The organism is Deinococcus apachensis DSM 19763 (assembly GCF_000381345.1).
GTDB lineage: Bacteria > Deinococcota > Deinococci > Deinococcales > Deinococcaceae > Deinococcus > Deinococcus apachensis.
This window is the reverse complement of record NZ_KB906398.1, coordinates 714070-733235: the sequence shown is the minus strand read 5'-3', so window position 1 is coordinate 733235 and position 19166 is coordinate 714070. Positions and strand designations below refer to the sequence as shown.

The 19166-nt window shown below is 70.1% G+C and carries 21 protein-coding genes; 12 read left to right on the top strand and 9 right to left on the bottom strand.

Annotation, left to right across the window (positions count from 1 at the left end; translation table 11 throughout):
* Positions 1-122 precede the first annotated feature (122 nt).
* Entirely contained in the window at positions 123-1022 is a 900-nt protein-coding gene (locus tag F784_RS0103725) for a hypothetical protein (protein ID WP_019585360.1), read from the top strand.
* A gap of 521 nt (positions 1023-1543) precedes the next feature.
* On the opposite strand, the gene F784_RS25940 is transcribed toward F784_RS0103725, so the two are convergent.
* Together F784_RS25940 and F784_RS0103715 are read right to left on the bottom strand one after the other, a co-directional pair.
* Positions 1544-1681: a hypothetical protein gene (locus F784_RS25940; protein ID WP_019585359.1), complete on the bottom strand. Its 138-nt coding sequence runs from the start codon at positions 1679-1681 to the stop codon at positions 1544-1546.
* Positions 1682-1922: 241 nt separating this feature from the next.
* Positions 1923-2954 (bottom strand): YkoP family protein, encoded by a 1032-nt coding sequence (locus tag F784_RS0103715; RefSeq protein ID WP_026332246.1) that lies wholly within the window; start codon positions 2952-2954, stop codon positions 1923-1925.
* Between the two features lie 171 nt (positions 2955-3125).
* Between F784_RS0103715 and F784_RS0103710 the strand changes: the two genes are divergently transcribed.
* Positions 3126-4310 (top strand): glycosyltransferase family 4 protein, encoded by a 1185-nt coding sequence (locus tag F784_RS0103710; RefSeq protein ID WP_019585357.1) that lies wholly within the window; start codon positions 3126-3128, stop codon positions 4308-4310.
* On the opposite strand, the gene F784_RS0103705 is transcribed toward F784_RS0103710, so the two are convergent.
* Positions 4276-4953: a glycosyltransferase family 2 protein gene (locus F784_RS0103705; RefSeq protein WP_019585356.1), complete on the bottom strand. Its 678-nt coding sequence runs from the start codon at positions 4951-4953 to the stop codon at positions 4276-4278. The genes F784_RS0103710 and F784_RS0103705 overlap by 35 nt on opposite strands.
* 35 nt (positions 4954-4988) lie before the next feature.
* Here F784_RS0103705 and F784_RS0103700 point away from each other — a divergent pair, with 35 nt between their 5' ends.
* Entirely contained in the window at positions 4989-6200 is a 1212-nt protein-coding gene (locus tag F784_RS0103700; protein ID WP_019585355.1) for an MFS transporter, read from the top strand.
* A 2-nt stretch (positions 6201-6202) separates the two neighbouring features.
* Positions 6203-6913 carry a polysaccharide deacetylase family protein gene (locus F784_RS0103695; RefSeq protein ID WP_019585354.1) on the top strand — a complete coding sequence of 237 codons (711 nt, stop codon included), beginning with the start codon at positions 6203-6205 and terminating at the stop codon, positions 6911-6913.
* On the opposite strand, the gene F784_RS0103690 is transcribed toward F784_RS0103695, so the two are convergent.
* The gene (locus F784_RS0103690; RefSeq protein ID WP_019585353.1) at positions 6901-8109 is read right to left on the bottom strand and encodes a lipid-A-disaccharide synthase-related protein; all 1209 of its coding nucleotides are present in this window, start codon (positions 8107-8109) and stop codon (positions 6901-6903) included. The genes F784_RS0103695 and F784_RS0103690 overlap by 13 nt on opposite strands.
* 38 nt (positions 8110-8147) lie before the next feature.
* On the opposite strand from F784_RS0103690, the gene F784_RS0103685 reads away from it, so the two are divergent.
* The 6 genes from F784_RS0103685 (at position 8148) to F784_RS27485 (ending at position 10914) form a co-directional block, all read left to right on the top strand.
* Positions 8148-8582 (top strand): hypothetical protein, encoded by a 435-nt coding sequence (locus F784_RS0103685; RefSeq protein WP_019585352.1) that lies wholly within the window; start codon positions 8148-8150, stop codon positions 8580-8582.
* A gap of 66 nt (positions 8583-8648) precedes the next feature.
* Positions 8649-9614 (top strand): alpha/beta fold hydrolase, encoded by a 966-nt coding sequence (locus tag F784_RS0103680; protein ID WP_026332245.1) that lies wholly within the window; start codon positions 8649-8651, stop codon positions 9612-9614.
* 55 nt (positions 9615-9669) lie between these two features.
* Positions 9670-9837, top strand: coding sequence for a hypothetical protein (locus F784_RS25935; protein WP_157464963.1), 168 nt, complete (start codon positions 9670-9672; stop codon positions 9835-9837).
* Positions 9838-9939: 102 nt separating this feature from the next.
* A complete protein-coding gene (locus tag F784_RS27495) occupies positions 9940-10074 on the top strand; it encodes a hypothetical protein (protein WP_019585350.1) in 135 nt (44 codons plus the stop codon).
* 310 nt (positions 10075-10384) lie between these two features.
* Positions 10385-10513 (top strand): hypothetical protein, encoded by a 129-nt coding sequence (locus tag F784_RS27490; RefSeq protein ID WP_019585349.1) that lies wholly within the window; start codon positions 10385-10387, stop codon positions 10511-10513.
* 275 nt (positions 10514-10788) lie between these two features.
* Positions 10789-10914: a hypothetical protein gene (locus F784_RS27485; protein WP_019585348.1), complete on the top strand. Its 126-nt coding sequence runs from the start codon at positions 10789-10791 to the stop codon at positions 10912-10914.
* A 48-nt stretch (positions 10915-10962) separates the two neighbouring features.
* On the opposite strand, the gene leuS is transcribed toward F784_RS27485, so the two are convergent.
* Positions 10963-13425 carry a leucine--tRNA ligase gene (leuS, locus tag F784_RS0103660; protein WP_019585347.1) on the bottom strand — a complete coding sequence of 821 codons (2463 nt, stop codon included), beginning with the start codon at positions 13423-13425 and terminating at the stop codon, positions 10963-10965.
* Positions 13426-13610: 185 nt separating this feature from the next.
* Between leuS and F784_RS0103655 the strand changes: the two genes are divergently transcribed.
* The gene (locus F784_RS0103655; protein ID WP_019585346.1) at positions 13611-14054 is read left to right on the top strand and encodes an EamA family transporter; all 444 of its coding nucleotides are present in this window, start codon (positions 13611-13613) and stop codon (positions 14052-14054) included.
* Between the two features lie 2 nt (positions 14055-14056).
* On the opposite strand, the gene F784_RS0103650 is transcribed toward F784_RS0103655, so the two are convergent.
* From F784_RS0103650 to proS, 3 genes are all read right to left on the bottom strand, one after another.
* Positions 14057-14710 (bottom strand): DUF1345 domain-containing protein, encoded by a 654-nt coding sequence (locus tag F784_RS0103650; protein ID WP_026332244.1) that lies wholly within the window; start codon positions 14708-14710, stop codon positions 14057-14059.
* A gap of 47 nt (positions 14711-14757) precedes the next feature.
* Positions 14758-15564, bottom strand: coding sequence for a class I SAM-dependent methyltransferase (locus F784_RS0103645; RefSeq protein ID WP_019585344.1), 807 nt, complete (start codon positions 15562-15564; stop codon positions 14758-14760).
* A 309-nt stretch (positions 15565-15873) separates the two neighbouring features.
* On the bottom strand, positions 15874-17361 hold the full coding sequence (gene proS, locus F784_RS0103640) for a proline--tRNA ligase (protein ID WP_019585343.1): 1488 nt from the start codon (positions 17359-17361) through the stop codon (positions 15874-15876).
* Positions 17362-17460: 99 nt separating this feature from the next.
* On the opposite strand from proS, the gene F784_RS0103635 reads away from it, so the two are divergent.
* Complete coding sequence (locus tag F784_RS0103635) at positions 17461-18255, top strand: nucleotidyltransferase domain-containing protein (RefSeq protein ID WP_019585342.1); 795 nt, start codon at positions 17461-17463, stop codon at positions 18253-18255.
* A gap of 209 nt (positions 18256-18464) precedes the next feature.
* On the opposite strand, the gene F784_RS0103630 is transcribed toward F784_RS0103635, so the two are convergent.
* Positions 18465-19040, bottom strand: coding sequence for a YdcF family protein (locus F784_RS0103630; RefSeq protein WP_019585341.1), 576 nt, complete (start codon positions 19038-19040; stop codon positions 18465-18467).
* Positions 19041-19166 lie beyond the last annotated feature (126 nt).

Here is a 19166-nt window from a genome sequence, read left to right as displayed (position 1 = left end):
GGCTCGAAAAGGAGGAGAACATGTGGGCGCCCGTCAGCCGGGCGTCATCCTGGCCCGGTAGATCACGGTGACACGGCGGTCAGGAACAGGTGTGTTCCCCTGACCCGCCCCAAAGGAGCCCCATGACTGCACTGTCCCTGACCCGTCCCGCCCTCGCGCTGCTCGCGCTCGGCACCCTGACCCCGCTCTCCGCCCCCGCTGCCGCTCAGGTGAAGGCGCAGAGCCTGATCGTGAATCCCACCGGGCCCAGCATCAGCGGCGTCACGCTGATCAACGCGGACACCAACCAGCCGGTGCCCGGCTACGACCCGATCCCACCCGCCGCCACGCTCGATCTCTCCAGGTTGCCCCGCAACCTCAGCCTGCGGGCGAACACGGTGGGCACGGTGGGCAGCGTGCGCTTCGGGCTCGACGGCAACGCGAACTATCACCAGGAGAACACCGCCCCCTTCGCCCTGTGTGGCGACCGTGGCACCGGCAACGACTACACCGCCTGCCCGGCGGGCGTTTTCACCCCCGGCACCCGCCAGATCACCGTGACGCCCTACACGGCGGCGGACGGCAAGGGGACGGCGGGCACGGGCCTGCTGCTGAACTTCACGGTTGTGCGTCCGGCGGCGCAGACGCCTGCTCCCGCCAAGGGACCGGCCGTCACCAGCCTGACCCTGATCGACGCCGACACCGACAAGCCCGTGCCCGGTTACGATCCCATCCCGGCGGGCGCCCGCCTGCGGCTCTCGGCCCTGCCCCGCCACCTGAACGTGCGCGCCAACGTCGCCTCCGGGGTGGGCAGCGTACGCTTCAACCTGGGGAACGGCAAGACCGTGCTGGAGAACGAGGCCCCCTTCGCCCTGTGCGTGGACGGCCGCTTCAGCAACGGCAAGAAGGGCAACTACTACGCCTGCGACGCCAGCGTGTTCTCGCCCGGCGACCACCGCGTGACCGCCACGCCCTTTTCCCAGATGTTCGCCAAGGGCCAGTCGGGTACTGCACTGGTCTGGAATTACACCGTCGAGCGCTGAGCGGGACAGGCCAGAAGACCTTCGGCTGGGTGGCTGCCTGAGCGGCGGCCTGGCCGGAGGTTTTCTTCCGTCTCCTTTCGCTCCCCCCGGGTGCCGCCGTGCGGACAGACGCTTCAACGGCGGTCCGCCGCGGCCCCTCGTCGTCGGGGACCCACCAGCCGACCTTTCGCCCGATGAAGTAGATCCGCTCGGCCTCATCCGCGTCCCCGCGCAGGGGCGAGTAGTCGGCCCGGTAGAGTTGCCCTCCGGAGGAGAACAGCACGGGGATCAGCACGTCCGGTGGCTGGGTGGGCATGGTCAGGGCCAGCGCTCCGACCCGAATCTCGGGATGTTCCGGGGAGGTGACCAGGCCCAGGCCCGCTGATGGCCGAGGTACAGGACCTGGACACGAACCAGTTCGGAGGGCCGCACGTCTGCATCCTGAGGTCAGCCGCTCGCGCGGTCACAGTGCCCCGACCCGCCGCACGGTGGGGAGAAGCGGGGCGGCGGTCAGGGCGAGGAGTCCTGGTGGCGTTCCCTCTCTAGGCGCGCTCGTGCCTCACGGCCTCGAAGGTCAGGGTCTGAAGTTCACGCCCGCGCTGCTCCAGCCGCCGCGACTGAGGGCGCAGCAGGTCGGGGTGCTGTTCGGGGTTCTCGTCCTCGGGCCCCGGTTCTGCCACATGCCCCGGGATGAGCCGCAGGCAGCACGAGGGCGGGCCCGCAACATGTATACGCATTCATCCAAAGGTGGGTCTTTCTACAGGTTGGCTCCAGCGGGCTTAACTTGCCCCGTTCTTACTGCCTCGGCGACCCGAATAAGGTGGGTCATCCCCACAAGAAGCCGACCGGGTGAAGTCGGTGGGTTGCCCCTGGCTTCTCCGAGTCGGGGGCTTTGACCGGTGTCCCTGGGGCTGGGGCCTCTCACCCGTGGCGGCTTAAAAATGCCTCCCGCTCCATCCAGGCGAGCCGGGGCTCGGTCTCGGAGGGGGCGACGTTTGTGCCGTACGCCAGGCGCATCAGGCGGAAGCCCAGGCCGTACACCCGTGCGGTGAAGGGGGGCAGGTTCACGAGCGTGAAACCGTTCTTCTCCAGCGGGCCGTGAAGGAGGGTGACGGCGAAGACGACCCGGGCGTCCGCGAACTCGGGCCGCTCGCGCAGGGCGCGGGCCACGTCGCGCAGGGAACGCTGGTAGGCGCGGTAGGCGGCCAGGGCGCTGCGGGCGGTCAGACCGACCAGGCGCGGGCTGTGGATGTGCAGCTCGGCGGCGGGAGTGCCCGGGGGGAAGGGCAGCCCCCCGGGCACGGACTGCCGGGCCACCCGCATGACGGCGTCCGCCCGCTGGGTCAGGGGCACGACGCCGTGGGCGCGGGCGAAGCGGTCGTCGACCACGCGGCGATACAGGTGGATGAGCAGGTCGCGCCGCGAGGCGGGCCGCAGCCCGGGCAGGTCGCGGACGGGCACCGGGCGGTAGCCAAGCGCTTGGAGCCGGGGCAGTTCAGTGGTCAGGTCGTTGGGTGCCACCCGCAAGGTCAACCCGGGTTCTGGCGTGGGGGAGGGTAGGGGGAGGGGCCGCACCCCCCGCCCCGCCAGGAAGGCGAGGGGTGCCCGGGTGAGGTCCGCCTCCTCCAGCGCCCAGGCCGTGACGGGCTGACCCGCCGCGACCTCCAGCCCGGAGATGTTCAGGGGCGTTCCCCACCCGGCGACCTCGTGCCCTGCCGCCGTGGCGGTTCGGAGGGCGTCGGGTTCCTCCCGGGCGAGCGGGGGCGGCACGAGCAGGGTGGCCCGCAGCCTGGTCTGGGCGAGGGCATCCAGGGCCTCCCGCACCTCGGCGGGCGTACAGACGGGAACGGTCAGGCCCAAGTGCGGGTCGCCGGGGTGACCGCCGTGCAGGGTGCCGTATGCTCCCGCGCGGGTCAAGGCGGGCCAGGGGGAGGGGAGGCGGGGGGCGGGCATGAGCGGACTGTACAGGCCATAGATGAAGGAGGCGAGAGCAAAGTCCCGCAGGCACAGCTTTTTCCCCGCTCCCTCCCCCTGACCCGGCGCACCCCTCATGTCCGGCGTCGTATGCTCCTGTCTAGTGATGCTGCCACCCTCCTTTCATGACGCGCCGCACGGACGGACCAGATGAAGCCCCTGAGAATTGGGCTCTTCACCGACACGTTCCTGCCGGACCAGAACGGGATCGTGACGAGCGTGGGCCTCCTGAGCGACGAGTTGCGGGCGCGGGGGCATCACGTGGACGTGGTTGCCCCCTTCTTCCCCGAGCAGCAGGACATCCGCCCGGACGTGCGGCGTGCCCCCAGCGTCCGCTACGTGTTCCTGCCGACCTACCGCCTGGCCTGGCCCACCCGCAAGGATTTCGAGCAGAAGTACGACCTGATCCATACCCACACGCCGCTGACCCTGGGGCTGGCGGGGGCGCGGCTGGCGCGCAAGTGGGGGGTGCCGCACGTCGCCACGTACCACACCCACATCGAGGCGTACACCCACTATGTGCCGGGCCTGACGGCGGTGCAGCGCCGCACCCGCGTCGTGACCCGCCTGATGGGCCTGTACTACCGCCGGGCGGACGCGGTGATCAGCCCCACCGCCGCCATGCTCGACGTGACCCGCGAGATGGGGGTGCGGAACACGGTGGTTATTCCCACGAGTGTCGAGCCGGGGGTGCTGCGCTCGGCCCCGCCGATTCAGAACCCCTGGCCCGCCGGGACGCGCCGCCTGCTCACGGTGGGCCGCCTGGCGCGTGAGAAGCGCTTCGACCTCGTCCTCGACACGCTTGCGAAGTTGCCGGATGCCCACCTCGTCGTGCTGGGGGAGGGGCCGGAGCGCGAGCACCTGCTGGCCCACGCCGAGCGGCTGGGCGTCGCGGGGCGGGTGACCTTCCTGGGCGTGAAGCCCTGGACGGAGATTGGCGCGTACTACCGCCTGGCCGAACTGTTCCTGTTTGCCAGCGACACCGAGACGCAGGGGTTGGTGCTTCAGGAGGCGCAACTGATGGGCGTGCCTGTCGTGGCCGTCGGGGCGCGCGGCACCCTGAGCGGGGTGGCGCAGGGTGAGAGCGGCTACCTCGTCGCGCCGGGCGACGTGGCGGCCCTGACCCGGCACGCGCGGGAGATCCTGGCGGACGGGGAACTGTGGACCCGGCTCTCGCGGGGCGCCCGCCGCTTCGGGACGGCCTGGACACCGGGCAGCGTGGCCGAGCGGGTGCTCGACGTGTACGCCTCGGTGCTGGGTGTGCCGCGCGAGGTGGCCTTTCCCGCTGAGGGTGGGGCCGCTAGTCCCCGAAATACCCTCGCGTATGACCGCTGAGGTTCTGCACGTGTCGCCACAAGAAGGGCAGCCAGCCCCCCTCCAGCCGCCGCGCGCTCGTCTCGACCAGCGCGCCGGGCACGTAGGCCACCTCGCCCAGCCGCGCCAGGGCCTGACCGAGCAGCACGTCCTCGTAGGCCTCGACCTCAGGGTAGCCGCCCGCCAGGGTCGCCGCGTGGCGGGAAAAGGCCATGTTGGCTCCAGCCAGGTTGGGCTTGCCCACCACCCGGCAGGCGTGCAGGAAGGTGCTGTAGCCCAGTTCCGAGAGCTTCACCAGGGGCCGCGAGACGCCGCAGAAGCGCATCGGGCCGTAGAGGGCAACCCGGCCCGGGTGCCCGCAGGCCGCGTGGGCGAAGCGTTCCAGCCACTCGGGCGCGGGGAGCGAGTCGGCGTCGGTGGAGGCAACCCACTCGGTGCGGGCGGAGTCCAGGCCTGCCTGCCGGGCGTGGGCAATGCCGCGCACCCGGCACTCCACCACCTGGGCACCCCAGGCCCGTGCCAGGGTGGCCGTCCCGTCGTGGCTGGCGTTGTCCACCACGATCACTGCCGCGGGAGGATGCGTCTGGCGTTCGAGGGCGCGCAGGGTGAGGGGCAGGTACGCCGCCTCGTTGCGCGCGGGAATCACGACCGTGAAGTCCGGCACCGCGCCAGGGTAGCAGGCGAAGTGGGGGGACGCACGTGAGGGGCCGCCTCCCCCCCCTGCCGCTGCGCCCCGGCACCGGGCTGGGGGTGGCCGCCGCCGCCCTGACCCTGGCCTGCGCCGAGTTCGTCCGCAGCGGCCTGTACGGGGCGTATCTGCCCCAGGCGAGCACGAACCTCCTGGGCATTCCCAAGGGGGAGGCGGTGGCGGTGGCGGCCACGGCCTTCTCGGCCCATTTCCTGACCGACACGCTGACCCGCGGCCCGGCAGGCGCCCTGATCGCCCGGTACGGGGCGCGGCGCGTGCTCCTCGCCGGGTCGGCGCTGAGCCTCGGGGCGCTCGCGCTGCTGCCCGGCACCCACCACGCCTGGGGGCTGATCCTGATCGCCGTCCTGCACGCCCTGGGATTCTCGGCGCTGTGGCCGGGGGTGATGAACCTGACCGCCGACGCGGCCCGCCCCGGCTATCAGGGCCGGGCACTCACCCTGGTCTCCATGGGCGTGATGCCGATGATCGGGGCCGGGGTGTTGCTGCTGGGCGGACTGGCGCCGGGGGGCTCGGTGCTCGTGCCCGCGCTCGTGCTGGGAGTGCAGGCGCTGGGCCTGGTCGCGGCGCTGGGGGTGCCGGGGCGCGGTCCGAAACCCGCAGCCACCCGCACGGCGCCCCGCAGCCGAGTCCACGTCGCCGCCCGGGCGCTCGCGCCGCTGCTGCCCGCTGCCCTGATGCAGACGCTCACCCTCACGCTGCTGGGGCCGCTGCTGTTCACCCTCTTTCCCGAGCTGGGCCTGACATACGGGGGAATGGTCGGGGTGCTCGTCGTGGGAGGCGCCGCCGCCTTCGCCTCCATGCCGCTCACCGGGCGAGTAGCTGACCGGGGCCGTGCCCGGCTGGCCCTGGTGGTGGGGTACGGCCTGATCGGGCTGGCCCTGGGGACCATCGCCAGCACGCCGCCCGTCTGGGCGCTGTACGGGCTCGCCGCCGTGGCGGGGCTGGGCTACGCCTTCGTCGCGCCGGGCTGGGCCGCCCTGGTCGCGGGCACGCTGCCCGAGGCCGAGCGGCCTGCCGCCTGGGGCGCCGTGATGACGGTCGAGAATGCCGGGACTGCCCTGGGTCCGCTCGTCGGCGCGTTCGCCTACCGGCACCTGGGGACGCCCGGCCCCTTCCTGGTCGGCGCGGTCCTGGCGCTGCTCACCGCCGGGGGCTACACCGTGTTCCGCCGCGCCTTCCGCCGGGACGCCCAGCCCGTCTGACCGTGCGGCGGAGGTGGCTCCTGCTCCCCGGCGCGGCGCTCCTCGCCGCCGGGCTCGCCGACCTGCTGGGCCGCGCGGCGGGGTGGGGCGCCCTGGGACCGGGGGACCGCACCTCGCCCCGGGTGGCCCTCACCTTCGACGACGGGCCGGGCGAGCGGACGGGGGACCTGCTCGCCGTCCTCGCGCGGCATGGGGCGAGGGCCACCTTCTTCGTGACGGCCCCGGCCTGCGTGGCCCACCCGGACCTCCTGCGGGCCATCCGGGACGCGGGCCACGAGGTTGAGGCTCACGGGCGCTGGCACACCCACGCCCTGCTCCTGCCCGCCTGGTGCGAGTGGGCGCAGGTGAGCTGGCATCCCCGCGCGGCGGAGCCCGGCCTGCACCTATACCGCCCCCCCTACGGCGGGCACGCCCCCCTCACCCGGCTCCTGGCCCGCCTCGCCCGACGCGGGGTCGCCCTGTGGGACGTGGAGGGCCGTGACTGGACCTCTGCCCCCGCCGCCAACCTCGCCGAGGGGGCACTCGCCCGCACCCGCCCCGGCAGCGTGATCCTGCTCCACGACGGCCCCCCCGTCACGCCCGAGCTGCTCGACCGGCTCCTGGTGGGATTGAATGAGCGCGGGCTGACCCCGGTCCTCCTGCGCGATCTGCCCCCACGCCGCATCGGGTGGCGGGAGGGGCTGCGGCGGGTGCGGGCGAGTTATGGGCGCTGAGGGGAGGAGTTCGCCAGCAGGGCCCGAAGCTCTGCGGCAATGACCGGGAGCGCCCCCGCCGGGCCGACCCGGGAGAGCCCGGCCAGGGAGGCCCGTGTCCGCCGCCCGCCGTCCGTCAGCAGGGCCTTGACCTCCTCCGCCACCGCCTCCGGGTCAGCCCCCACCACGCTCAGCGCCTCGCCCAGCAGCCTCCCCTGACGGCGGGCGAAGCCGGGCGTGTACTGCGGCCCGTGGGTGGGAAAGGCGACAACCGGCACGCCCAGGCCCGCGAGCTGCTCGTTCGCGGTGCCCGCCGTGCCGACCGCCACGTCCGCCGCCCGCGCCACCGCCCCGAACGCGCCGCGCAGCAGGGCGACCCGGGTGCCCTCACCCTGGGCGAAGGCGGTGTCCCCTTCCGCGTCCAGCGTCCAGCCCCCGGGAAGGGTCACCTCGTCCCACCCGTGCGGCCAGGCGACGAGGGCGGCCACGCTGGAGAGGCGCGCCGCCGCCCGCAGCATCAGGGGCAGGCTCTCCCGGTGATCCCCCCGCGAGCCGGGCAGCAGGGCCAGCACGGGCCGCCCGCCCGTGAGTGGGGAGAGGTCCCGCTCGATTGGCGGCAGCACGTCCATGGCGAAGCTCCCCGCCCAGCGGGCCCGCACGCCCCGCTCCCGGTAGTACCGGGCGGTTGCCGCGTCCCGCACGAAGACGGCGTGCGCCCCCCGCGCCAGCCGCAACTCGTAGGGCATGGGCAGGTTCGCCCCCAGGGCGTTGGCCTCGCGCAGCGCCCCGCGCAGGTCCAGCCCCTCCAGGTAGTGTGCGCTCAGGAGCGGCTGCACGTGGATGAGGGGCAGCCCGGCCTCCCGCGCCGCCAGCGTCCCCACCATCAGGGCGTAGGCGTCCCCCACCACCACGACGGCGCCCGCCACCCGCGCCGCCCGCCGCGCCGCCCGCCACTGCCCCAGCGAGGCACCCACCAGCCCCGCCCGCAGGTCGGCCCGCAGGTTCCCCAGGCTGCCGAAGGGAAACCCGCCGCTGGGGAGGTCGAGGGCCGAGCCGAGCCGGGTCACTCCCGGCAGCCCCGCGTACGCCCGCCCCGCTCCCACGAGCGGCAGCACCCGCGCCTCCCCGTCCAACTGGGCCAGCAGCCGCGCCCCGATCAGGTCCTCGGCGGTGCCATTCGAGAGGAGCAGGGCGGGGCGGGCGAGGGGGAGGGTCACGCGAAGGAGGATACCGGGTGGGCCCCAGCGTGGTAGGAATGGGGGCGGTGAGTGATTTCGACGCGTTACAAGCTGTGATCCGCCGCCTGGCGACGGAGCGCCAGGCTGAGCAGCGGGCCTGCGAGGCCTTCCTGAACGCCCTGTACCACGCCCTACGAACGGCGAGCGGCCCCGGCCTGCCGCTGAACAACGTGATCCTCGACTTCACCCCCGACCCGGCCGAGCGGCTGCGCCCCCCGCCCCCCCGCAGTTGGCATGCCGCCTGGCTGCGGCTGGGCCTCTGCGAGGTGCTCGTGCGGGTGCGGCGCGAGGAGGGGGCCTTCGTGGGCGAGTACGGGGAGGGGGGCACCTTCCACCTGACCGGGGTGACCGAGGACGACCTGATCCTGCTCGCCCGGCGCCTCCTGCGCGATGTGGCCGCGGCGTACGGGGGTGGGGGGCTCACGGACCGTTCGGGCCTGCCCCTGAACTGAGGGACCGGGGGAGCAAACGTGTCCCAGCTGACATCCCGCCACACCGGAAGGGTGAACGATCCCCCCATGAAGACTTCCCGGGCCGCCCGATTGCTCGTTCTCGCCCTGCTGGTCGTCGGGGGGGTGGCGCTGGCACGGGCCGCCGTCTCCGCCCCGCCCGTCTCCTCTGACCTGCGACCCGCCCTGAGCGGTGAGCGGCGTTTTCTGACGTTGCCGGGCTTCGGGCGGGTGGCCTACTACGCGGACTCCCGGGGCGAGGGGCGCCCGCTGGTGCTGACCCACTCGGTGAACGCCGCCGCGAGCGCCTACGAGATGAAGCCACTGTGGGACACGTACGCCGGAACCCGGCCCGTCTACGCCCTGGAATGGCCCGGCTTCGGGAGCAGCGACCGCCCCGACATGCGCTACACCCCGGGATTGATGACGGAAGCGCTCACCGCGCTTGTGGATCAGTTGGGCACCGATGTGGACGTGGTGGCCCTCAGCCTGGGAAGCGAATTCGTCGCCCGCGCCGCTTTGCGTGACCCCCACATCCGCACCCTCGCCCTGATCAGCCCCAGCGGTCTCGGCCAGCCACGCGGCGGCACCCAGCGGGCGAGCGCCGAGGACGGCGGGGAGCGGCTCTACCGCACGCTCAATGCAGTCGGCACGCCCCTCTACGCCCTGCTGCGGACCCGGCCCAGCATCGAATACTTCCTGGGGCGCTCCTTCCGAGGGCCGGTGGACCGGGGCCTGGTCGAGTACAGCCTGGAGACGAGCCGCCAGCCCGGTGCCAAGTACGCCCCGCTGTACTTCATCAGCGGTCAGCTCTTTACCCCGGACGCCTACGGCGACCTCTACAGCAAGCTGCGCGTCCCCACGACGGTCCTGTACGACCGCGACGCCTTCGTGAGCTTCGACCGCCTGCCCCTGTTCGCGGCGCAGCCGGGCGTGAGCGCCGTGCGTATCGAGGGCACCGACGGCCTGCCGCAGTTCGAGAGGCTGCCGCAGGTGAAGGCTGTCCTCGACGCTTTCTGGGCCACGAACCGCTGAGGGAATGCGGCAAATGAGGCAGCGTTGCGCACCCGCACGTGTCACCATGCCTCTCATGACCGAGGACGCCCACGCTCAGGCCAATGCCGAACAGGTTCGTGTATTGAGGGAGGCGCTGGTGGGGGCGGAGCAGGTGGCGGCCGAACTGAAGGCCCGGCCCGGCGTCCAGACCCTTCCCCCTGCTCATGGTGACGATTCACCCTGCTGCTGCTCTGAAAACTGACGCCCCCTTCCCACCACGACTCTCCAGATTTCCCCAATCTCCCGTCCGGGTTTCGTAAAGCCACCGTCATCACCGGGGGCGCGGCGTTTTGCACACTGAGGTATGGAAATCGTCCTCGTGATGGCCGCTTCCACCATCCTGCTGATGGTGCTCGCGTTCCTCTCGCTCACCAGAGAGGACCGTGAACTGGCGAAGGAAGACTTGCAGCGGGTCCCGGAGGGGCACCGCGCGGCTTGACGCCTTCCGGTTGTATCCGGAAGGCCCCACTCCAGGATTCATTCCGGGTGGGTGCGAGAAGGAGGCCAGGTGGGGCCCACGTTACGGGCGTACACCCCGACCCTCTTCGGGGTCACCTGTCCCCCTGGAAGGCGTGAGAGCAAAACACGGCTCCACTTCGGGGGATTGCCTTTTCCCCAGGTCACGGTGAAATTTATAACTCAGGATTAAGAATCTTGGTATAATATTCACCTAGTTCATGATATTCTCTCGCCCCCTTCCTCGACTCACTTCTTTTTGGATACAAGATGGTCTGCTCCATGTCTGCCCCATGCCCGATGGGGTCTATCTCTCGGTGGAGCGGTATGGCACGGGTTCACAGGAACTGACCCTGTCACGCGATCAGGCCCTGGACCTGTTGCGGCTGCTTCAGGAGAAGTTCGCCGGAGAGAACGACTGATTTTCTGGCCCGAGCCGCGCCAGTTTCACACCCCCTGACGCGCTGCTGGTGCCCCGTACACCCCAGGTTCAGTGCTTGGCTGGACGCCCAGGCTGTAACTCACGCTCATCCGGGAGGACAAACCCGGGAGCGCCGGGTGAGGTGTGGGAGCAGGGAGGCGGGCTGATCAACCGGCTAGCTCACCTACCGGGAGCTGACCTTTCGAACAGCTTGAGGCAGTGGGGGGGCTGTGGGGTCTGAAGCCAGACCAGCGGCGTTCGGTTTTAGAGTGCGGTATGTCGCCCCCGCCCTCCCGACCCGGGCTGTGGACCCTGGCCGTCGTGACCCTTATCGTCGCGGCCCTGCTGCTCGGGTTCACCTGGCCTGCCTTGGCCGCGCTGCTGCATGCTCTGGCAACCTGAAGGGGGCGCCCCACCTGCCGGGGTGACGGGCGCTCCCCATTGTGGGTCTTAACGGACCACGATATTGATGATTCGCCCCGGCACGTAGATCTCCTTCACCGTCGTCTTGCCCTCGATGAAGCGGGCCACGTCGGGGTTCGCGCGGGCCGCCGCCAGCGCCTCCTCCTGGGAAGCCGTCTTGCTGATCTGTACCTCGCCGCGCACCTTGCCGCTCACCTGCACGCCGACGGTCACCGTGTCGCGGGTGGCAGCGGTCTCGTCCACCCCGGGCCAGGACTGGACGTGAACACTCTCGGTGCCGCCCCGTTCCATCCAGATTTCCTCGGCGATGTGGGGCACGACCGGGGCCAGCATCCGGTTGAAGATGTCCAGCGCCTCCTCCCAGGCGGGGGTGCCGAACGCCGGGGAGCGCTTGGCCTTCACCAGCGTGTTGGTCAGTTCCATCAGGGAAGCGATGATCGTGTTGAAGCTCAGGCGGTCGAAGTCGCCCGAGACCTTTTTCAGGGTGGAGTGGACGGCGTAGCGCAGCTCGGCCTCGGTGACCTTCTCCTCGGGTCCCACAGCCTTCTCGTCGAAGTACAGGGCCCAGACGCGGGACAGCCACTTGGAGGGGCCGTTGATTCCGCTGGGGTCCCAGGGGCCGCCCAGTTCCCAGGGGGCGATGAACATCAGGTAGGCGCGCACGGTGTCCACGCCGTACTCGCGCACCAGGTCGTCGGGGTCCACCACGTTGCCCCGGCTCTTGCTCATCTTCTCGTTGTCCGGGCCCAGGATGATCCCCTGGTTCCGCAGCCACCGGAAGGGCTCGTTCTGGGTGGTCAGGCCCATGTCGCGCATCACCTTCGTCCAGAAGCGGGAGTACAGCAGGTGCAGGATTGCGTGCTCGATGCCTCCCGTGTACAGGTCCACCGGCAGCAGGTCGGCTTTCGCGGGATCGAAGGGGTGCCTGTCGTCGTGCGGGGACAGGAAACGGTACATGTACCAGCTCGAATCGACGAAGGTGTCCATCGTGTCCGTGTCCCGCTCGGCGGGGCCGCCGCAGACCGGGCAGGCGGTCGTCATCCACTCACGGTCCAGTTTCAGGGGGCTCTGGCCGGTGGGAGTGAACTCCACGTTCTCGGGCAGGCGGACGGGCAACTGATCCTCGGGAACGGGCTGCGCCCCGTGCTCCGCGCAGTACACGATGGGGATGGGCGTGCCCCAGTACCGCTGGCGGGAGACCAGCCAGTCGCGCAGGCGGTAGGTGGTCTTGGCCCGCGCCACGCCCTTCTCCTCCAACCGCTGGGTGATGTGGACGATGCTGGCCTTGCCGCCGCTCAATCCGTCGAACTCGCCAGAGTTCACGATGACGCCCTCACCGACGTAGGCGGCCTCGGGCGACTCACCCATGCCCTCGCCACCTTCCGGGCGGATCACTTCCCTGACCTCCAGCCCGAACTTGCGGGCGAAGGCGAAGTCACGCTCGTCGTGGGCGGGCACCGCCATGATCGAGCCCGTGCCGTAGGTCACCAGCACGTAGTCGGCGACCCAGATGGGAATCTGGTGCCCGGAGACGGGGTGCGTGGCGTAGGAGCCGGTGAACACGCCCGTCTTCTCGCCGCTGTCCTGCTGGCGCTCCACATCGGTCTTGCGACCCGCCGCCTCGACGTAGGCGCGCACCGACTCGGCCTGCTCCTCCGTTGTCAGCGCCGCCACCTTGGGGTGCTCGGGGGCCAGCACCAGGAAGGTCGCGCCCATCAGGGTGTCCGGGCGGGTCGTGAAGACCGTCTCCGGCCCGGCGGGCGTGTCGAAGGTGATCTCGGCGCCCACTGACTTGCCGATCCAGTTCGTCTGCATCAGCCGCACGCGCTCGGGCATGTCAGTGTCGGAGAAGTCCAGCAGCTCGTCGGCGTAGTCGGTGATCTTCAGATACCACTGGCTTAGGTTGCGCCGCTCGACGGCCGTGCCGCAGCGCTCGCAGTGGCCGTCCACGACCTGCTCGTTCGCCAGCACGGTCTGGTCTTTCGGGCACCAGTTCACCAGGCCGTCCTTCTTGTAGGCCAACCCCCGCTTGAAGAACTCGGTGAAGAACCACTGGTTCCAGCGGTAATACTCGGGGTCGCAGGTGGCGAATTTGCGGGACCAGTCGATCATAGTGCCCATGCGCCCAAACTGCCCCATCATGTGCTCGATGTTCGAGTACGTCCACTTCGCCGGGTCCAGGTTGTTCCTGATGGCCGCGTTCTCGGCGGGCAGCCCGAAGGCGTCGAAGCCCATCGGGAAAAAGACGTTGTAGCCGCGCATCCGCATCCAGCGCGCCCGCGCATCCGGCGCCACGTTCGCGTACCAGTGGCCGATGTGCAGGTTGCCGCTGGGATACGGGAACATCGTCAGCGCGTAGAATTTCGTCTTGCTGGGGTCCTCGTGGAAGGTGTACAGGCCTTCCTGCTCCCACCGCTCCTGCCACTTGGGCTCGATGGCGTGCGGGTTGTAGCGCTCGGCGCGCGGTTCCTGAATCTCAATTCTGGTCATCTCGGACACTCCTTGGACAAGAAAACGCCCCGGCTTGAACACAGCCGGGGACGCACGATCAAGCTCTCAGGCTAGTCGCGTCGTCCCCGGCTGGTAAGCGCAGAGCGGATCATGAAGGACATTGTAAAGCAGTTGGGGGTGAGGAGGAAGGGCCGAATGGCGGAGCGTCGGCGCATCATGCCCTCATGAATCCCCTGGGATGGGTCGCCCTCGGCCTGCTCGCGGCCATGGGTGGGGCGGGCGTCACGATTTTCGGCAAGCTGGGGCTGGAGGGCGTGAACCCGACCCTCGCGACGGCCCTGCGCGCGGTGATCATGGCGCTCGTCATGGTCGCGGTGGCCTTGGGCACCGGGCAACTGGGGGCGCTCGTGGGCGGGAAAACGCACCTCAGCGGGCGGGCCTGGCTCTTCATCGTCCTGGCGGGAATGAGCGGCGCGGGCTCGTGGCTGGCGTACTTCGCCGCGCTCCGGGTGGGGCCGACGGCAGGCGTGGCGGCCCTCGACCGCCTGAGCCTCGCCTTCATCTTCCTGTTCAGCGCGCTGGCCTTTCGGGAACCGTACGGGTGGAGGGGGTGGGTGGGGGTGCTCGTGCTCCTCGCCGGGGTGTACCTGATGGCGAGCGACCGTTAACCTCAACCCAGCAGGCTCGCCAGGGCGCCCACCGTCAGGGCGATGACCACCGTGCCGAACAGGTAGGAGAGGACGGCGTGCTGAAGCAGCAGCCCGCGCATCGGGCGCGAGTTGATGTTCGTGTCGCTGACCTGGTACGTCATGCCGATGGTCAGGCCCAGGTACAGGAAGTCCCGGTAGTCGGGGTCCTTCAGGGTCCCGTCGCCGTCCGGAAACAGCACCCCGCCGCCGTCGTGGTAGTAGCGCCGCGCGTAGTGCAGCGTGTACTCGGTGTGCAGCAGCAGCCACGACAGCACCGTGGTCAGGGCCGCGAGGATGGTCAGGCCCACGGTCTGTCCCGGGTCCCGGCGCGCGAGGTCCAGGGCGAACCCCACCCCCAGCAGGCTGACGAGCGCCGCCGAGACGGTCAGCAGCAGGGCCGCCGCCCGCGTGTCGTCCTCGCGCAGGGCGAGCTCCTGCGTCTGCCCGGGCGTGGAGCGCAGCAGCCTCGGCCACACGCTGCCCAGCACGAACGCGCACAGGGTACTCCAACCCATCAGCAGATGCGCGACGACGGGCCATTCCCAGGGCGTCAGCAGCCCCACCAGCAGGCCCAACCCTGCCCCCACCATGAGCCTCGCCGCGGCGGGTGGCGGGAGGGGGCGGGAAGCGGCCACTGGCCCAGGATAGAACGGGCAACTGGGCGGTCTTTTCAGGATCGCCTTTACCTTTTGACAGCCCGGATCAAGGCCACCCGTTTGGACACCCGCCACTCCCCGGCACGGAAGCGGGGAGCCAGTGCGCGTCCCAGGGCGACACGGACGCGCGTTCGGTCCTCCCCAGTAAGGCGCTGAAGCGCGGTCATCGATGCCAGGTAGGCCAGCACGGGCTCAGGGGAAGGAAACACCAAGGCACTGTTCAGAAAGTTCACCTGAACGTTGCCGAAGGACTCCCGCACCAACCCTTCTCCGTTCTGCTTTGAGAAGACCGCCGATCCCGCCCGGCTCCCCAGGAGTCCGGCGAGTTCAGGCTCGTCCGGCACCACTTCCGCCACCACATCCCACAGCTCGGACATGTACCCGGCGGCATTCGTCACGGCCAGAAAACGCCCACCTGAGCGCAGAACCCGTGCGAACTCGGTCAGAGCGGCGGGAACGTCCGGGACGTGGTAGAGCATGTGCCGCGCCGTGAGGACATCGAAGGACGCCACTGGAAAGGGGAGAGTGTCGGCGCTCGCTCCCACGAACTCGACCTCGGGGTACGTCTCGCGGGCACGTTCGACCATCCCCGGCGAGAGATCCACGCCGACGAGGCGGCCCCGGTGCCCCTGGGCGTGCAGCCGTCCGGGAAAATTGCCGGGCCCCGTGCCCACGTCCAAAAGCGCCTCGTCGCCCCTAAGCGCGAGCAATTCATCCACCCTCGGTTCCAGCCCCGGCCCGACGCCGTACCGCTCGTGTGTCTCCATTCGGACGCGCAGGTTCTGGTCGGTGGCGTACTGGGTAGCAACCTCGGCGGGGGAGTCGGCAGTCATGCGCCCACCCTACCGGGGGCAGAACGAGTGGCGGGCAGCACCTCGCCGCCCGCCACAGGGCCATCGCCAAGTCGCAAGGTGGCACAGCCTGGTTCTACCCCTCGGCAAGTAGCTCTGCGAGTTCGGCTCCGCGGGCGACCTCCCAGGAGGGACGGCAACCGCCCCAGGTTCCCGGGGGGCCAAGAGCGTACCTGGCTCCCCTCTCAGGGGAGCTGTCGGCGAAAGCTGACTGAGGGGTTGACTGGGGCAGGCCCTTCCAGAACTGGACTTTGCCGTTGCCTGCCACCCACCACCGTCAGGACGCAGGTTTCAGTACTGCCGCCCGAAGATCACCCGCTTGCCGTATGCGGCGGGCCGCCCGGTATGAACGCACACCCCGCCTTCCTCGCGCTCGGCGAAGAACTCCGCGTCGTCGAGGGGAATATTGCGAATGGTCGCCTTGGTGTCCTCCTTGATCTGGCGCTCGCTCTCGGGGTCGCCGCAGTGGAAGGCCAGCACCCACTTCCCGGCCTCGATGGCGGCCTTGAACTCCTCGTAGGTGTCCACCTTGACCGTGTTCTCAAGCATGAAGTCGGTTGCGCGCTTCAGCAGCCAAGTCTGGATGCCGCCCAGCCGCTGCTGCATTCCGTCCATCGCCTCGGCGCGGCTCAACGTTTCCTTCTCCTCGGCATTGCGGTTCTTGACGACGACCACGCCCTGCTCCAGGTCGCGCGGGCCGAGTTCAATGCGGACAGGCACGCCCTTGAGTTCCCAGTCGTTGTACTTGAAGCCGTTCGTCACCCCGTCGCGCTTGTCGACCTTCACGCGGATGCCCTGCGTGCGCAGTTCGGCGGCCAGACGCTCGCCCTCCGCCACCATCTCGTCAAAGTTGTCCTTGCGGCCCACCGGAATCACGACGACCTGGATGGGCGCGATGTTCGGCGGCATGATCAGCCCGAAGTCGTCCCCGTGCGTCATGATGATGGCCCCGATGATGCGGCTGGAAATCGCCCAACTGGTCGTGTAGGCGTACTCCTCGCGCTGCTCGCGGGTCTGGAACTTCACGTCGAAGGCCTTGCTGAAGTTCTGCCCCAGGTAGTGCGAGGTGCCCGATTGCAGCGCCTTGCCGTCGCGCATCATGCCCTCGATGGAGTAGGTGGCGACCGCCCCGGCAAAGCGCTCCGAGGCCGTCTTCTCGCCCCGCACGACGGGCAGGGCGAGCACGTCCCGGCAGAACTCGTGGTAGAGGTCGAGCTGCTGGCGGACCTCCCCGCGGGCCTCCTCCTCGCTCGCGTGCGCCGTGTGGCCCTCGTGCCAGTAGAACTCGCTCGTCCGCAGGAACGCCTTCGTCCGCAATTCCGCGCGGAACACGCTGCCCCACTGGTAGTGCAGGAAGGGGAGGTCGCGGTAGGAGTTCAGCCACCCGCTCCACATGTAGCCGATGATCGTCTCGGAGGTGGGGCGCAGCACGTACGGCTCGGCGAGTTCCTCGGTGCCGATCTTCGTCACCGTGAAGAGTTCGGGCGCAAAGCCCTCGACGTGGTCGGCCTCGCGGGTGATGAAGTTCATTGGGATCAGGGTGGGGAAGATCAGCGACTCATGCCCGGTCGCCTTGAAGCGGTCGTCGAGCCAGCGCTCGATGTTCTCCCACAGCGCCGCGCCGTAGGGTTTGACGACCATCGCGCCCGCCACCGGGCTGTTGTCGGCCAGATCAGCCTTTTTGACGACCTCGTTGTACCAGTCGTTGAAATCCACGCTCTGGGGCGTCACCCCGTACTGCTGCGCCTTCTTGTCGCCCGCCTTCGTCATAAAGGCCATGATAGCGGGGTGGGGAGGGGGGCTGAATCCGCCCGCCTGGGCGTTCCAGTAGGCCGGGTGGCAGAGCAGCGCTGCGGGGCACGGCCAGTACAGTCAGGTATGCTTTTCGTTCCCGCCCTCGCCCGGAGCATCGCCGACCGCGCCGCCGAAGTCCCCGGTGTGGTCGCCGTCGCTCTCGGCGGCTCTCATGCCCGCGGCACCGCCCGCCCCGACTCCGACCTCGACCTCTGCCTCGCCTATGAGGCTGAGTATCCCTTCGACCTGACGGCGCTGAACGCCCTGTGCCGCGATCTCGACGACTCGGGGACGGCGGAAGCCACTCCGCCCGGCGGCTGGGGTCCCTGGGTGGACGGCGGCGCGTGGCTGACGGTGAGCGGGCAACGGGTGGACTTCATCTACCGGGAGCTGGGTCGGGTGGAAAAAAGCGTGGAGGACGCGCTGGCCGGACGAGTCACCTTGCACGCGCAGCCGGGGCACCCCCACGGTATCCACGGGCACCACTACGCGGCGGAACTGGCGTCGTGTGTCATCCTGCATGATCCACAGGGCAGATTGGAGCGGCTGCGCGCCCAGCTCGGGGACTATCCGGCGGCCCTCGCGCAGGCCCTCGAACGGCATTACGGTTGGTCGCCCGGCTTCTGGCTGGACGGGGCCGCCAAGGGCCTGAAGCGCGGGGACGTGCATTACGCGCAGGGGTGCATGTACCAGGCGGTGATGGCCCTGGTGCAGACCCTCTGCGCGCGGGAACGGGCCTGGCTGCTGAACGAGAAGGGGGCGGTCGCGCTCGCCGGGGCGTTGCCGGGGGCTCCCCGGGACTTTGAGGCGCGGGTGAACGTCGCCCTCACGGCCCTGGACCTGTCGGCTCTCCGGGAACTGGCCGGGGAGGTGGGTTGAGGAGAGCCCACGCCGACGCGCAGGACCATGTGAGTCAGGCGGAGTTCCGATGTGTTGCCTGCGGGTATCGGAAGAATGCCGACCCGAATGCCCGCGAAACCTTCAGGCGTCAATGTGGCATGCAGCGCAAGCGTTGCCCGAGAACTCCTCGTGTTCGTGTGGCTATTGGTTTCGACCCCCGCCCCCACGACGGGAGCCGGAGAGGTCAGTCAACGCAACCCGACCCCCAACAACGCGTACGCTACCAGCGCCAGCTTCTCCCGCAGCAGGTAGCGGCGGTCGGGGTGGGGGCTCAGGGGGCTGGCGCTCGCATTCGCATCCAGACCCAGGGCGCGGGCCAGGGCCAGGGCACGGGGGGCGTGGGCCTCGTCGGTCACGAGGGTGACCGGGGTGCTGGGCAGCAGGTAGACCCGGGCATTCCGCAGGTTCTCCAGGGTGGTGCGGCTGCGCGTTTCGGCGATGAGGACCGTGGCTGGAACACCGCGGCGGCCCAGGTAGCCCACGCCGACCTCACCCTCGCTGTGGGGATCGCCGGGTCGCCGTCCGCCGGTCACGACGATGGTCCGCACGCCGCCCGCCCGGTACAGCGCCAGCGCGTGGTCCAGTCTCCGCTGGAAGGCGGGGCTGGGCCGCCCGGCATACTGCGCCGCCCCCAGCACGATCAGGGCGGGATGGGGGCGCTCGGTGCGGGGGGCGCGGGCTGCGGGCAGCAGCAGGAATCCCAGAGCCAGCGCCGCCACCACGACCAGCGGCAGCAGCGTGACAGTCGAGCCCCGGGCGCGCATTGTGCCGAGGGTAGCATGAAGGAAATGCGGCCTCCCGGGGCAAGATGGGCGGCTACGCTGGTAAGGAGCCTTCCCTTGCCCCCCGGGAGGGCCGTGCTACCCTCACCGTCAATTCCCGCCGGGAGT

What these genes read in the sequence shown, in the direction of transcription:
- F784_RS25935 (WP_157464963.1), top strand. Translation starts at nt 9,670, where the DNA reads ATGACCGAGGACGCCCACGCTCAGGCCAATGCCGAACAGGTTCGTGTA.
- F784_RS0103630 (WP_019585341.1), bottom strand. Translation starts at nt 19,040, where the DNA reads ATGCGCGCCCGGGGCTCGACTGTCACGCTGCTGCCGCTGGTCGTGGTG.
- F784_RS0103685 (WP_019585352.1), top strand. Translation starts at nt 8,148, where the DNA reads ATGGGGGCGGTGAGTGATTTCGACGCGTTACAAGCTGTGATCCGCCGC.
- F784_RS0103635 (WP_019585342.1), top strand. Translation starts at nt 17,461, where the DNA reads ATGCTTTTCGTTCCCGCCCTCGCCCGGAGCATCGCCGACCGCGCCGCC.
- F784_RS27490 (WP_019585349.1), top strand. Translation starts at nt 10,385, where the DNA reads ATGCCCGATGGGGTCTATCTCTCGGTGGAGCGGTATGGCACGGGTTCA.
- F784_RS0103645 (WP_019585344.1), bottom strand. Translation starts at nt 15,564, where the DNA reads ATGACTGCCGACTCCCCCGCCGAGGTTGCTACCCAGTACGCCACCGAC.
- F784_RS0103725 (WP_019585360.1), top strand. Translation starts at nt 123, where the DNA reads ATGACTGCACTGTCCCTGACCCGTCCCGCCCTCGCGCTGCTCGCGCTC.
- leuS (WP_019585347.1), bottom strand. Translation starts at nt 13,425, where the DNA reads ATGACCAGAATTGAGATTCAGGAACCGCGCGCCGAGCGCTACAACCCG.
- F784_RS0103710 (WP_019585357.1), top strand. Translation starts at nt 3,126, where the DNA reads ATGAAGCCCCTGAGAATTGGGCTCTTCACCGACACGTTCCTGCCGGAC.
- F784_RS27485 (WP_019585348.1), top strand. Translation starts at nt 10,789, where the DNA reads ATGTCGCCCCCGCCCTCCCGACCCGGGCTGTGGACCCTGGCCGTCGTG.
- proS (WP_019585343.1), bottom strand. Translation starts at nt 17,361, where the DNA reads ATGGCCTTTATGACGAAGGCGGGCGACAAGAAGGCGCAGCAGTACGGG.
- F784_RS0103655 (WP_019585346.1), top strand. Translation starts at nt 13,611, where the DNA reads ATGAATCCCCTGGGATGGGTCGCCCTCGGCCTGCTCGCGGCCATGGGT.
- F784_RS27495 (WP_019585350.1), top strand. Translation starts at nt 9,940, where the DNA reads ATGGAAATCGTCCTCGTGATGGCCGCTTCCACCATCCTGCTGATGGTG.
- F784_RS0103680 (WP_026332245.1), top strand. Translation starts at nt 8,649, where the DNA reads ATGAAGACTTCCCGGGCCGCCCGATTGCTCGTTCTCGCCCTGCTGGTC.
- F784_RS0103715 (WP_026332246.1), bottom strand. Translation starts at nt 2,954, where the DNA reads ATGCCCGCCCCCCGCCTCCCCTCCCCCTGGCCCGCCTTGACCCGCGCG.